Consider the following 12,955-nt stretch of genomic DNA (forward strand, 5'->3'; position numbering starts at 1 on the left):
GAAGACGTTGCAACGCATCTACATCGATGGTCTGCCAGGCATTAGTCTCCCTCGGGAGCGCGCAGCCAGTTATGTGGCCTTCCGTCTACGCAAGACAAGGTAAGAAGAGAACATGGGTAGCATGCATCCCGTACAGGTGATTGCGGTGACCGGCGGCAAGGGTGGCGTCGGGAAGACTAACGTGTCAGTGAACTTGTCCCTGGCGCTGGCTGAGCTTGGCCGGCGTGTCATGCTGCTGGATGCCGACCTGGGCCTGGCGAATGTCGACGTTCTGCTGGGGCTGACCCCGAAACGGACCCTGGCCGATGTGATCGAGGGCCGCTGCGAGTTGCGCGATGTGCTGCTGCAGGGGCCTGGCGGGATCCGTATCGTGCCGGCGGCCTCAGGCACCCAGAGCATGGTCAATCTCAATCCGGCCCAGCATGCCGGCCTGATCCAGGCGTTCAGCGATATCGGCGACAATCTCGACGTGCTGGTGATCGACACCGCTGCGGGTATTGGTGACTCGGTGGTCAGTTTTGTCCGCGCGGCCCAGGAAGTGCTCCTGGTGGTCTGCGACGAGCCGACCTCGATCACCGACGCCTACGCGCTGATCAAGCTGCTCAACCGCGACTACGGCATGAATCGTTTCCGGGTGCTGGCCAACATGGCCCAGAGCCCGCAGGAAGGGCGCAACCTGTTCGCCAAGTTGACCAAGGTCACGGACCGCTTCCTTGACGTGGCCCTACAATACGTCGGCGCCGTTCCCTACGACGAATGCGTTCGCAAGGCCGTGCAGAAGCAGCGTGCGGTCTACGAAGCCTTCCCACGTTCGAAATGTGCCCTGGCGTTCAAGGCCATCGCGCAGAAGGTCGACACCTGGCCGTTGCCCGCCAACCCGCGGGGGCACCTGGAGTTCTTCGTCGAACGTCTGGTACTTCAAACGAGTGCGGGACCGGTGCTATGACTGCAAGTGGCTATCGCATGTATTCCAAGTCTTCGCGTGACAGCCAGTATGAATTGATCGAGCGATACGCGCCGCTGGTCAAGCGCATCGCCTATCACCTGCTGGCACGGCTGCCGGCCAGTGTTCAGGTCGAGGACCTGATCCAGGCCGGGATGATCGGCCTGCTCGAGGTTTCGACCAAGTACGACTCGGGCAAGGGCGCGAGTTTCGAGACCTATGCCGGTATCCGCATTCGTGGCGCGATGCTCGACGAGGTGCGCAAGGGCGACTGGGCACCCCGTTCGGTACACCGCAACACCCGCATGGTCAGTGACGCAATCCGCGCAATTGAAGCGAAAACCGGTCGCGACGCTAAAGATCATGAAGTTGCAGCCGAACTCCAGTTGAGTCTCGATGATTATTACGGGATTTTGAATGATACCTTGGGCAGCCGCCTGTTCAGTTTCGACGACCTGTTGCAGGACGGCGAACATGAAGGGTTGCATGAGGATGGCGCGAGTGCTCATCTCGAACCGTCGCGCGATCTGGAGGATGAACGCTTCCAGGCCGCACTGGCGGACGCGATCGCCAATTTGCCGGAGCGTGAGCGGCTGGTGTTGTCGCTGTACTACGACGAGGAGCTGAACCTCAAGGAAATCGGTGAGGTCCTGGGGGTCAGCGAATCACGGGTCAGCCAGTTGCATAGCCAGTGCGCAGCCCGTTTGCGGGGGCGTTTGGGAGAGTGGCGAGCGCGTTGACGGGGCAGTGTGTGGGGACACTGCGAACGAGACCGATGCAGCGTGTGACGGTGTATCGGCGGCTCGGCCGGTTGTGGTTTCCATGCAGTAGGGTACAGAGCCTTGTCGAGTGTTGTGCCGAATTGATTTAACAGCGCGTCCAGGTGCTGAAACGCGTTTAAGACTGCTTGGAGGTCGAATTGAACAAGAACATGAAAATCCTCATTGTTGATGACTTTTCAACGATGCGGCGGATCATCAAGAACCTGTTGCGTGATCTCGGGTTCACCAACACTGTCGAGGCCGATGACGGTACTACCGCCATTCCGGTGCTGAACAGTGGCAGCATCGACTTTCTGGTCACCGACTGGAACATGCCCGGCATGACCGGCATCGATCTGCTGCGCCACGTGCGTGCCGACGAGAAGCTCAAGCACCTGCCGGTCCTGATGGTAACGGCCGAGGCCAAGCGCGAGCAGATCATCGAGGCCGCACAGGCCGGTGTGAACGGCTATGTGGTCAAACCATTCACTGCCCAGGCGTTGAAAGAGAAGATCGAGAAGATCTTCGAACGCATCGGTTGATGAAGTCCGCCACGGGGGCGCTATGGAGCACTACGAATCCTCTCTGGGCGATTTTGAATCGACCCTGAAAAAACATGCTCGTGAGCTGGTCGAAAGCCTTGAAAAAGGCCGCTTCGGCGACGCCGTGCAAATGATCCATGAGCTGAACCAGGCCCGTGACCGCGGCTTGTATCTGGAAGTCGGCAAGCTGACCCGCGAGCTGCACAGTGCGATCGTCAATTTCCAGATCGATCCCACCATGCCGCAAGCCGAGGAAGTCTCGCAGATCACCGATGCCACCGAGCGCCTGTCCTATGTGGTCAGGCTGACCGAGGCTGCGGCCAACCGCACCATGGATCTGGTGGAGAGCGCGACCCCGCGGATCAATGGCCTGAATGACGAGGCCAAGGCGCTGAGCGCCGACTGGGGGCGGTTCATGCGGCGCGAGGTCGGTGCCGAGGAATTCCGTGCGTTGGCCCGCCGGGTCGACAGTTTTCTGACGCGCAGCGAGCAGGAAACCCAGGCGGTTTCGAGCGAGCTCAACGACATCCTGCTGGCCCAGGATTATCAGGATCTGACCGGCCAGGTGATCAAGCGCGTCACGCAGATGGTCACCGAGGTCGAGAGCAACCTGCTCAAGCTGGTGCTGATGGCCAGCCATGTGGATCGCTTTGCCGGCATCGAACATGACCGTGAAGCGATCCTTGCGCAAAAAGATCCACAAAAACAAATGGCAAAGGGTGAAGGTCCGCAGATTCATGCCGATAAACGTGAAGACGTTGTGTCCGGCCAGGACGATGTCGACGATTTGCTTTCCAGCCTTGGATTCTAGGAGCACCCATACACATGAGCTTCGGCGCCGATGAAGAGATCCTTCAGGATTTCCTGGTTGAGGCCGGCGAGATTCTTGAGCAACTGTCCGAACAACTGGTCGAGCTGGAAAGCCGGCCGGACGATGCGGACCTGCTCAATGCCATCTTTCGCGGTTTTCACACTGTAAAAGGGGGCGCCGGCTTCCTTCAGCTCAACGAGCTGGTGGAGTGCTGTCACATCGCCGAGAACGTGTTCGACATCCTGCGCAAGGGTGAGCGTCGCGTCGACGCCGAGCTGATGGACGTGGTCCTGGAAGCGCTCGATGCGGTCAACGGCATGTTCGGCCAGGTGCGCGAGCGCAGCCCGATCACTCCAGCGACCCCGGAGCTGCTGGCGGCCCTGTCGCGCCTGGCGGAACCCGCCGGTGCCGAACCGGCGCCGGAGCCCGTGGCCGAGGTCGCGGCAGCCGAGCCGGAACCGGTGGCCGAAGCGGTCGCCGAAAGCCCGTCCGGTGACATCACCGACAATGAATTCGAACAGTTGCTCGACTCCCTCGACGGTGGCAAGGCCGATGCGCCACAAGCCGCCAGCGAAGGCGAGGCCGAGAGCGATGAAATCACCGATGCCGAGTTCGAGTCCCTGCTCGACCAGTTGCATGGCAAGGGCCAGTTCGCGCCCGACGCTGTGGCGGCTTCGGCCCAGGCACCGACCGCCGAGGCGGCCGGTGAGCAGCCTGACAGCGGCGACATTACCGACGACGAATTCGAAGCCCTGCTCGATCAGTTGCATGGCAAGGGCACGTTCAAGGTCGAGGGGATCGACACCGCTGCGGCGGCGGCCCAGGCCGCGGAAGTGACCGGTGCCTCCGGCAGCGACCTGATCACCGATCAGGAGTTCGAGTCCCTGCTCGACGAACTGCACGGCAAGGGCAAGTTCACCGATGTGGCGGCCAGTGCCGCCGCGCCGGCCGTCGCCAAGCCGGCCGCCGTCTCTGCACCGGCCGCTGCCTCGGCCACTTCCGCCCCGGCCGCCAAGGCTCCGGCGGCAGCGGCTGCGGCCTCACCGGCGCCAGCGGCGAAAGCGGCCCCCGCACCGGCTGCCGCCGCAGCGGCCCCGGCTCCGGCCCGTGCCCCGGCACCAGCCGCCGCGGGCGCAGGCGACAAGCCGGCTGCCAGTGAAGCGGAAACCACGGTGCGGGTCGACACCGCGCGCCTGGACGAGATCATGAACATGGTCGGCGAGCTGGTGCTGGTGCGTAACCGCCTGGTGCGCCTGGGGCTCAACAGCGGCGACGAGGCCATGTCCAAGGCGGTGTCCAACCTCGATGTGGTGACCGCCGACCTGCAGACCGCGGTGATGAAGACCCGCATGCAGCCGATCAAGAAAGTCTTCGGCCGCTTCCCGCGCCTGGTCCGTGACCTGGCCCGGCAGTTGAAGAAAGAGATCAACCTGGAACTGGTGGGTGAGGAAACCGACCTCGACAAGAACCTCGTCGAGGCACTGGCCGACCCGCTGGTCCACCTGGTGCGCAACTCGGTCGACCACGGTATCGAAGAGCCGGCCGACCGCGAAGCGATGGGCAAGCCGCGCAGTGGCCGGGTGGTGCTTTCGGCCGAACAGGAAGGCGACCACATCCTGCTGTCGATCTCCGATGACGGCAAGGGCATGGATGCCGACGTGCTGCGCAGCATCGCCGTGAAGAAGGGCCTGATGGACAAGGATGCGGCGGATCGCCTGAGCGAGACCGACTGCTTCAACCTGATCTTCGCCCCGGGTTTCTCGACCAAGACCGAGATCTCCGACGTGTCCGGCCGCGGCGTCGGCATGGACGTGGTGAAGACCAAGATCGCCCAGCTCAACGGCACCATCAATATCTACTCGACCAAGGGCAAGGGCTCGAAGATCGTCATCAAGGTGCCGCTGACCCTGGCGATCATGCCGACCCTGATGGTCATGCTCGGCAACCAGGCCTTCGCGTTCCCGCTGGTCAACGTCAACGAGATCTTCCACCTCGACCTGTCGCGCACCAACGTGGTCGACGGCCAGGAAGTGGTGATCGTGCGCGACAAGGCCTTGCCGCTGTTCTATCTCAAGCGCTGGCTGGTCAGTTCCGCTGTTCATGAAGAGCAGCGCGAGGGCCATGTGGTGATCCTTTCCGTCGGCACCCAACGCATCGGCTTTGTCGTCGATCAATTGGTTGGCCAGGAGGAAGTGGTAATCAAGCCTCTGGGCAAAATGCTGCAGGGAACCCCGGGCATGTCGGGCGCCACCATCACCGGTGACGGTCGCATCGCGCTGATTCTCGATGTGCCGAGCATGCTCAAGCGTTACGCCGCGCGGCGTATTTGATTCTGGTACGGCGACAGGACATGAGTCCTGCGCCGTGTCTAACGGAGTGTTTATGGTAGTCAAGGTCCTGGTGGTGGATGACTCGGGTTTTTTCCGCCGCCGCGTCTCGGAAATCCTTTCGGCGGATACGAGCATCCAGGTCGTCGGTACGGCGACCAACGGTAAAGAAGCGATTGATCAGGCGCTGGCGCTCAAGCCGGATGTGATCACCATGGACTATGAGATGCCGATGATGGATGGCATCACGGCAGTGCGGCACATCATGCAGCGCTGCCCGACTCCGGTGTTGATGTTTTCCTCCCTGACCCACGAAGGCGCCCGCGTCACGCTCGACGCGCTGGATGCCGGTGCCGTGGACTTCCTGCCGAAGAACTTCGAAGACATCTCGCGCAACCCCGAGAAGGTCAAGCAACTGCTGTGCGAGAAGGTTCACAGCATCTCGCGCAGCAACCGTCGTTTCAGCAGCTACAGTGCCCCGGCGCCGCAGCCCGCTGCCGCTCCGGCACCGTCCGCCACCAGCAGTTTCTCCAGCAGCCATGCCCCGGCTCCCGCGCCGGTACGCAATGCGCCGCCGCCCAGCCGCAGCGCGCCACCGGCCGCCACCGCCAGCACTTCCGGCACGCCCAAGCGCAAGGCCTACAAGCTGGTGGCGATCGGTACCTCGACGGGTGGGCCGGTGGCCCTGCAGCGCGTGCTGACGCAATTGCCGGCGAACTTCCCGGCGCCGATCGTGCTGATCCAGCATATGCCGGCCGCCTTCACCAAGGCCTTTGCCGAGCGCCTGGACAAGCTCTGCCGGATCAGCGTCAAGGAAGCCGAGGATGGTGACATCCTGCGTCCGGGCCTGGCCCTGCTGGCGCCAGGTGGCAAGCAGATGATGGTCGACGCCCGCGGCGCGGTGAAAATCCTGCCGGGCGACGAGCGTCTCAACTACAAGCCTTGCGTGGACATCACCTTCGGTTCCGCGGCCAAGTCCTATGGCGACAAGGTTCTGGCGGTGGTGCTGACCGGCATGGGTGCCGACGGTCGTGAAGGCGCGCGCCTGCTCAAGCAGGGCGGCAGTGCGGTCTGGGCCCAGGATGAAGCGAGCTGCGTGATCTATGGCATGCCAATGGCGATCGTCAAGGCCGACCTGGCCGACGCCGTCTACAGCCTGGACGATATCGGCAAGCACCTGGTCGAGGCCTGTCTCTGATGGATGTGTTGAGCCTCATCGGTATCATCATGGCCTTTGTCGCCATTATCGGCGGCAACTTCCTCGAAGGCGGTCATATCGGCGCCCTGGCCAACGGCCCGGCGGCGCTGATCGTGCTCGGCGGGACCATCGGCGCGGCGTTGCTGCAGTCGCCGATGAGCGCCTTCAAGCGTGCCATCCAGATTCTCGGCTGGATCTTTTTCCCGCCCCGGGTCGACCTGGCCGGCGGTATCGACCGGGTGGTCAACTGGAGCCTCACCGCGCGCAAGGAAGGCCTGCTGGGCCTGGAAGGCGTGGCCGATACCGAACCCGACAGCTACTCGCGCAAGGGCCTGCAACTGCTGGTCGACGGCGCCGAGCCGGAAGCCATCCGCAGCATTCTCGAGGTGGATTTTTTCACCCAGGAAAGCCGTGACATCGAAGCCGCCAAGGTCTTCGAAAGCATGGGCGGCTACGCCCCGACCATCGGCATCATCGGTGCGGTGATGGGCCTGATCCACGTCATGGGCAACCTCAGCGATCCGTCGCAGTTGGGCAACGGCATCGCCGTGGCCTTCGTCGCCACCATCTACGGCGTGGCCAGTGCCAACCTGGTGCTGCTGCCGATCGCCAGCAAGCTGAAGTCGATCGCGGTACGCCAGTCGCGCTATCGCGAGATGCTGCTCGAAGGCATCCTGTCGATTGCCGAAGGCGAGAACCCGCGCTCCATCGAATTGAAGCTCCAGGGCTTCATGGATTGATGGAGTAGTCATGGCCAGGCGTCGCCACCACGAAGAGCATGTGAACCACGAGCGTTGGCTGGTCTCCTATGCCGACTTCATCACCCTGCTGTTCGCGTTCTTCGTGGTCATGTATTCGATCTCGTCGATCAACGAAGGCAAGTACAAGATCATTTCCCAGGCGCTGGTCGGCGTGTTCACCGATGCCGACCGCAGCATCAAGCCGATCCCCATCGGCAACGAGCGCCCGGTCACCGTCAAGCCGGCCGATCCGCTGATCAAGGATGCCGAGCAGACCGACGCGGCCCTGGGGCAGGGCGCGGCGGACCCGCTCAAGAGCATCGCCGACGATATCAGCGCGGCGTTCGGCGACCTGATCAGCTCCAACCAGATGACTGTGCGCGGCAACGAACTGTGGGTGGAGATCGAGCTCAATTCCGGCCTGTTGTTCGGCAGCGGCGATGCCTTGCCCAGCGACAAGGCGTTCGACATCATCGCCAAGGTGGCGAAAATCCTGAAGCCGTTCGACAACCCGATCCATGTCGAGGGCTTCACCGATGATCAGCCGATCCGCACGGCGCAGTATCCGACCAACTGGGAACTGTCCTCGGCGCGTTCGTCGAGCATCGTGCGGATGATGGCGATGGAGGGGGTCAACCCGCAGCGCATGGCGTCGGTGGGTTATGGCGAGTTCCAGCCGGTGGCCAACAACGCCACGGCCGAAGGGCGCGCGCGCAATCGCCGGGTGGTACTGGTGGTGTCGCGCAACCTCGACGTGCGACGCAGCCTGACCGGTACCGGCACCGCCAATGCAACACCCGATGCGGCATTGAAGCGGGCTGGCACACAAACTGCACCGCCAGCGGTAAAGCAAGCGGTACGCGAGAGCTCCGTCAATTCTCCGGCACCTGCTCTATAACTTGGCGCTATTTCTCGGCGGGCCTGGGGTTTGGCCGGGAGGAACACACTGAATGAGAGTCTGGGCAGTAGCCAATCAAAAAGGTGGCGTCGGTAAGACCACTTCCTCCATCGCTCTGGCCGGGCTGCTGGCCGAGGCGGGCAAGCGTGTGGTCGTCGTCGACCTCGACCCGCACGGGTCGATGACCAGCTACTTCGGCTACGATCCGGACACTCTGGAGCACAGCAACTTCGACCTGTTCCAGCACAAGGGCCAGGTGCCCGAGGGCCTGCCGGGCCAGTTGCTGCTGTCCACCAGTGACGAACGGATTTCCCTGCTGCCGTCCAGCACCGCGCTGGCGACCCTCGAGCGCCTGTCGCCGGGCCAGAGCGGCCTTGGCCTGGTGATCGCCAAGAGTCTGGCGCAACTGTGGCAGGACTTCGACTACGCGGTGATCGACAGCCCGCCGCTGCTGGGCGTGCTGATGGTCAATGCATTGGCGGCCAGCCAGCAGCTGGTGGTGCCGGTCCAGACCGAACACCTGGCGGTGAAAGGCCTGGAGCGCATGGTCAACACCCTGGCGATGATCAACCGATCGCGCCGCCAGGCCTTGCCGTTCACCATCGTGCCGACCCTGTTCGACCGGCGTACCCAGGCCTCCATGGGCACCTTGCGGGTACTGCGCGACAAGTTTCCCGAGGCGATCTGGCAAGGCTACATACCGGTCGACACACGCCTGCGCGATGCCAGCCGGGCAGGGGTCACGCCCTCGCAGTTCGACGGCAAGAGCCGGGGCGTGCTGGCCTACCGTGCCTTGCTCAAGCATCTGCTGGCCCAGCAGCTCGTACCGCAGGTGGCCTGACGTGTTGCACTCAAGTCACCTGCCGTTTCAGCCGATAACTCCTACAGGACACTGTAGCGGGACATTTCCATGGGCATTCAGATGATCCGTCCCGTCGATATCACTACCCGTCCGCAACTGGCGCTGCAGTCCTATCTGGACGCCTTGCTCCAGGAGGCGACCGAAGAACTGCCGGTGGAGCTGGCGGTCGAGCCGGCAGTCGAGATCCCGCTGCCGGTCGAACCCGAGCCGGTCAGCGAGCTGGATGAATTCCAGGCCGCGGTGCTGGAGGAACAGGCCCGCGATGCCCTGGCCGCCCAGGCGCTGGCGGTGGCGTCGGCGCCGCTGGCCAAGGTCGACGTGCCAGTGGCCCGGGCCGAGGTGCCGGTGGTCGAGCCGGTCGCGCCGGTGCTGGTGGAGCCGGTGGTCGAGGTGCATCTGCCTCCCGCCGAGCACACGCCACCGCCGCCGGTGGCGGGCGATTCGCGTCCGTATTGGGCGGCGGAGCCGTTCGAATGCCTGTTGTTCGACGTCGCCGGGCTGACCCTGGCGGTGCCGCTGGTCTGCCTCGGGTCGATCTATTCCCTGGCCGGCCAGGAGCTGACGCCACTGTTCGGGCAACCGGAATGGTTCCTCGGCATACTGCCGAGCCAGGCCGGTAACCTGAAGGTGCTGGATACCGCCCGCTGGGTGATGCCCGATCGCTATCGCGACGACTTCCGCCAGGGGCTGCAATACGTTATTTCGGTTCAGGGCTATGAGTGGGGGCTGGCGGTGCATCAGGTCAGCCGTTCGCTGCGCCTGGACCCCAACGAGATCAAATGGCGCACCCAGCGTGGGCAGCGGCCGTGGCTGGCTGGCACGGTCATCGAACACATGTGTGCGTTGCTCGACGTCTCCGAGCTGGCCGAGTTGATCGCCAGCGGTGCCGTCAAGCAAATGCAGTTGAACAAGCCGACATAAACAACAGCCCAGGGCGACCAGTGCGCCAGGGCGTCAGACAGCACACACACCGTATCAACGGTAATCGAGGGGCAGGGGTATGAATAAGTCAGCGTCTTCACAGGGTTCCGATGATCCAATCCTGCAGTGGGTGACGTTCAAGCTGGACAATGAGTCCTACGGCATCAACGTGATGCGGGTCCAGGAAGTCCTGCGCTATACCGAAATCGCCCCGGTACCGGGTGCGCCAAGCTACGTGCTGGGGATCATCAACCTGCGCGGCAACGTCGTCACCGTGATCGACACCCGCCAGCGTTTCGGCCTGATGCCGACCGAGGTCAACGACAACACCCGTATCGTCATCATCGAGGCTGACAAGCAGGTGGTCGGGATCATGGTCGACAGCGTGGCGGAAGTGGTCTACCTGCGTCAGTCGGAAGTCGAGACCGCACCGAACGTCGGCAACGAAGAGTCGGCCAAGTTCATCCAGGGCGTCTGCAACAAGAACGGCGAACTGCTGATCCTGGTCGAGCTGGACAAGATGATGACTGAAGAAGAATGGTCCGAGCTGGAGAGCATCTGATTGATTCTTGAGGTCGTAGTCATCCTCCTGGTCCTGTTGTGGATCGGGACAGTGGTGATGTTCCTGATCCACGTGCGCAATCAGCAGAAGATTGCCGCACAGCAGGCCGAGGGTGATGCGTTGCGAGACCAGCGCATCAAGGAACTGGCCCGTCGGGTCGACAACTTTCAGAACGGCACGGTGCGCATGGGCGAGGATCTGCACGAGTTGCGTGCGGTGGTCGCGCCCCTGCCGGACAAGCTGGCCCAACTGGAACAGCGCGATCCCTCGACCCTGTCCTTCGCCCAGGCCGCCCGGCTGGTCGGCATGGGGGCCAGCGTCGATGAACTGACCCAGGCCTGTGGGCTGACCCAGGCCGAAGCCGAGCTGATGAGCAAGCTGCATCGCAGTTGAGCCGGACGCAGCTCCGTCCGTGGTCGGCTGGCGGATAGGGCAGGGTTCAGGCAGGCCTCCCGGCCTGCCTTCACATTCAGTAATCGTCGCCCCGCTCGGTCACGTCCTTTTCCAACGGCTGCGGCAGCGGCTCGAAACCCTGGGGTACCTTGCCCTTCAGATTCCAGGCGAAAGCGATGATCACCGCGATGGTTCGGTACAGCTCCTCGGGAATGCTGTCGCCCAGTTCCAGGCGTGCCAGCAGTTTCACCAGCTCGGCGTTCTCGTAGATCGGCACTTCGTAGTCGCGGGCCAGCTTGAGGATGGCTTCGGCCAGTGCCTCGTCGCCCTTGGCGGTCAGGGTCGGGGCCTGCTGGCCGTCGTACTTGAGGGCGATGGCCTGGCGTGGGGGGTTGGGGTTTCTCATGCGGTTTCGTCGACCCAGCGTTGTTCCAGTCGGGTTTGATTGCCCTGCGGCGGCGTGCCCCGGTGGCAGTCGAGTTCGCCGACGTTGAGCCCGGAGGCGAGCAGGCGCTCGCGCAGGGCGTCCAGCTGGCTTTCGATCAGGCTTGCGGTTTGCTCGCGTTCGGCCCAGAGATGGCCGGACAGGCTGCCGCTCAGCAGTTGCGCCTGGACGTGCAGCGGGCCCAGCGGGTCGAGGTCGAAGGCCAGCTCCACGCGCCACAACTGGGCTTTCTGTTCGCGTGGCTCGGCCTTCTCGGACGATGGCCGTTCTTCCCGTTCCTCGCGCTGGATCCTGACCTGCAGGGGCACGATGTCCTGCAGGTTGCGCATGGGAATTTCCAGTTGCCAGGTGGTCTGCAGGTTGCCATCAGGGGTGCGGCCGGTCTGTTCCAGGCTCGACAGCTGGTGGCTCTGCAGGCGTGAGACGGCTGCCGCGGCGAGGCGCAACAGGTTCTCCAGGTCGCCTTCGCCGGCCAGGTTCTGCAGCAGCCGCGAGGGCAGCGGAAAGCTGATCGGCTGTGGCTTGCCGCCGACCTGGCCGAGCGCACCCAGAGCGCTGCGGACAAAGCCCGGCAGGGCCTGGGCGAGCACCGCGGCGCTGGCGCCCGGGTTGCTCGCGGCACCGTCCGGCAACTGCGGCATGATCTGCGCGATCAGGCGCAGCAGGTTGCCCTTGAGGTCGGGCACCATGGCCGGGTTCTGGCCCGCCAGCAGCCTGGCTTCGAGGAACAGCCCGCTGTTCTGCAGGAGCTGGGCCAGGGTCTTGGGATTGCTCAGTTGGCTGATGTCCGGCAGGTCGCCGAGCAGGGTGGCGATGGCGCTGCGCAGTTCGGCCGGCAGCCCGGCGCTATCCGGCAGGTTCTGCAGGCTGTTGAGCAGGCCTTCCAGCGAGCCTTGGCGGCCTTGTTGGGCGAGCAACTGTTGGGTCACCGCCAATTGGTCCAGGCGTGCGCCCTGCGGTACGAAGGTCAGGCTCTGCGAGCCTTCGACCAGGGCGCTGAGCAGGCTGCCGATGCGCAGCGGTTGCGGGCTGTCGAGGGTCAGCGTGGTGCCGCTGAGGGCGGTGTTGAGCAGGCCCACCAGCGAACGATAGACCTGCGGCTGGCCCGGTACCTGCGGCAATGCCTGGCTGGTCAGGACCTTGCCCTGCAACAGCGTGCCGACCGGCAGTTGCGTGGTGTCGAGGCGGGTCAGGGCGGCGACGCTGGCACTGAGCGCCTGTTGCACGGTGATCGCCAGGTTGCCGGCCGAGGGCTGGGTCACGGTCAACTGGGCGCCCTGGGGCAGAGGCTGGTTGCTGCTGGCCTGCACGGTGGTCTGGCGGCCGTTGTCGGTGGTCAGCTTGAGCAGCAGCTGGAAGGTCTGGTCGGTCTGTTTGAGCGACAGCACATCGGCCCTGGCGCTTTGCCCGGGGCGATCAGTCCTTCCTGTGGCAGTGTCAGCTTCAGCAATTCGCCGGCGAGCACTGCCGGGCGGCTGCCGGCCGGAATCAACTGGGCCAGCCCAGGGATATTGAATTCGCCTGTCATCGGGTCGCAACCTGTCGAGATAGC

13 protein-coding genes and 1 pseudogene are annotated in these 12,955 nt (G+C 63.8%); 12 read left to right on the plus strand and 2 right to left on the minus strand.

Annotation, left to right across the window (positions count from 1 at the left end; translation table 11 throughout):
* Nucleotides 1-112 precede the first annotated feature (112 nt).
* The 12 genes from fleN to ACZ5KU_RS08580 all read left to right on the plus strand — a co-directional run bounded on the left by fleN (nt 113) and on the right by ACZ5KU_RS08580 (nt 10,958).
* Nucleotides 113-946, plus strand: a complete 834-nt coding sequence (gene fleN, locus ACZ5KU_RS08525) for a flagellar synthesis regulator FleN (protein WP_017902274.1) — start codon at nt 113-115, stop codon at nt 944-946.
* A complete protein-coding gene (gene fliA / locus ACZ5KU_RS08530; RefSeq protein WP_054064087.1) occupies nt 943-1,683 on the plus strand; it encodes an RNA polymerase sigma factor FliA in 741 nt (246 codons plus the stop codon). Before fleN ends, fliA begins: the two co-directional genes overlap by 4 nt.
* A 191-nt stretch (nt 1,684-1,874) precedes the next feature.
* A complete protein-coding gene (locus tag ACZ5KU_RS08535) occupies nt 1,875-2,246 on the plus strand; it encodes a chemotaxis response regulator CheY (RefSeq protein WP_003183998.1) in 372 nt (123 codons plus the stop codon).
* Nucleotides 2,247-2,268: 22 nt separating this feature from the next.
* A complete protein-coding gene (locus ACZ5KU_RS08540; RefSeq protein ID WP_054061318.1) occupies nt 2,269-3,057 on the plus strand; it encodes a protein phosphatase CheZ in 789 nt (262 codons plus the stop codon).
* 14 nt (nt 3,058-3,071) lie between these two features.
* The gene (locus ACZ5KU_RS08545) at nt 3,072-5,387 is read left to right on the plus strand and encodes a chemotaxis protein CheA (RefSeq protein ID WP_464737023.1); all 2,316 of its coding nucleotides are present in this window, start codon (nt 3,072-3,074) and stop codon (nt 5,385-5,387) included.
* A gap of 52 nt (nt 5,388-5,439) precedes the next feature.
* Entirely contained in the window at nt 5,440-6,582 is a 1,143-nt protein-coding gene (locus ACZ5KU_RS08550; protein WP_054064089.1) for a protein-glutamate methylesterase/protein-glutamine glutaminase, read from the plus strand.
* On the plus strand, nt 6,582-7,322 hold the full coding sequence (locus ACZ5KU_RS08555; protein ID WP_054061400.1) for a flagellar motor protein: 741 nt from the start codon (nt 6,582-6,584) through the stop codon (nt 7,320-7,322). The genes ACZ5KU_RS08550 and ACZ5KU_RS08555 overlap by 1 nt, the downstream gene beginning before the upstream one ends.
* 10 nt (nt 7,323-7,332) lie before the next feature.
* Nucleotides 7,333-8,220 carry a flagellar motor protein MotD gene (motD, locus tag ACZ5KU_RS08560; protein ID WP_054061401.1) on the plus strand — a complete coding sequence of 296 codons (888 nt, stop codon included), beginning with the start codon at nt 7,333-7,335 and terminating at the stop codon, nt 8,218-8,220.
* A gap of 52 nt (nt 8,221-8,272) precedes the next feature.
* Nucleotides 8,273-9,061 carry a ParA family protein gene (locus tag ACZ5KU_RS08565; protein WP_054061402.1) on the plus strand — a complete coding sequence of 263 codons (789 nt, stop codon included), beginning with the start codon at nt 8,273-8,275 and terminating at the stop codon, nt 9,059-9,061.
* Nucleotides 9,062-9,130: 69 nt separating this feature from the next.
* Nucleotides 9,131-10,003: a CheW domain-containing protein gene (locus tag ACZ5KU_RS08570; protein ID WP_464737024.1), complete on the plus strand. Its 873-nt coding sequence runs from the start codon at nt 9,131-9,133 to the stop codon at nt 10,001-10,003.
* A gap of 79 nt (nt 10,004-10,082) precedes the next feature.
* Nucleotides 10,083-10,565, plus strand: coding sequence for a chemotaxis protein CheW (locus ACZ5KU_RS08575; RefSeq protein WP_010449884.1), 483 nt, complete (start codon nt 10,083-10,085; stop codon nt 10,563-10,565).
* Nucleotides 10,566-10,958, plus strand: coding sequence for a DUF2802 domain-containing protein (locus ACZ5KU_RS08580; RefSeq protein ID WP_054060529.1), 393 nt, complete (start codon nt 10,566-10,568; stop codon nt 10,956-10,958).
* Between the two features lie 76 nt (nt 10,959-11,034).
* Here ACZ5KU_RS08580 and ACZ5KU_RS08585 read toward each other — a convergent pair whose 3' ends face one another.
* Nucleotides 11,035-11,364, minus strand: a complete 330-nt coding sequence (locus tag ACZ5KU_RS08585; protein ID WP_054060530.1) for an EscU/YscU/HrcU family type III secretion system export apparatus switch protein — start codon at nt 11,362-11,364, stop codon at nt 11,035-11,037.
* Nucleotides 11,361-12,931 (minus strand): annotated as a pseudogene (fliK, locus tag ACZ5KU_RS08590) (flagellar hook-length control protein FliK). Before fliK ends, ACZ5KU_RS08585 begins: the two are co-directional and overlap by 4 nt.
* Nucleotides 12,932-12,955: the final 24 nt, after the last annotated feature.

The sequence above is a fragment of the Pseudomonas sp. Tof1 genome (genome assembly GCF_055390395.1).